Annotated in this window: 1 protein-coding gene; it reads left to right on the top strand. The window is 30.1% G+C overall.

The annotated features are described in order from the left end of the window. Positions 1–180, top strand: a 180-nt coding sequence (locus F1003_RS18590; RefSeq protein WP_155090349.1) for an SH3 domain-containing protein, incomplete at its 5' end; no start/stop codon positions are given. Between the last annotated feature and the right edge of the window lie 99 nt (positions 181–279).

Raw genomic sequence — 279 nt, forward strand, 5'->3', positions numbered from 1 at the left:
TACACTGTTGGATCACCTGTCTTACATACATTTAATAGTGGTGAGAAAATTACTGGAACATGGGTAACTGGTGAGTATGTTCAAGGGCATTATAGTAATTCTAAACAGTGGTTAAAGGTTACTTATAAAGGGATGACAGGTTATGTATCCCACACAACATTATATAACATTTGCTCATAAAACTATGTACTATAATAATAACTCTGGATATATTGAACTAATCTCTTTTAGGGATTAGTTCTTTTTATCTTCTTGAAAAATATTCATTTTTAACAAAAG

Origin of the sequence: Winogradskyella ouciana (genome assembly GCF_009709615.1) — a bacterium.
Taxonomy (GTDB): Bacteria; Bacteroidota; Bacteroidia; order Flavobacteriales; family Flavobacteriaceae; genus Winogradskyella; species Winogradskyella ouciana.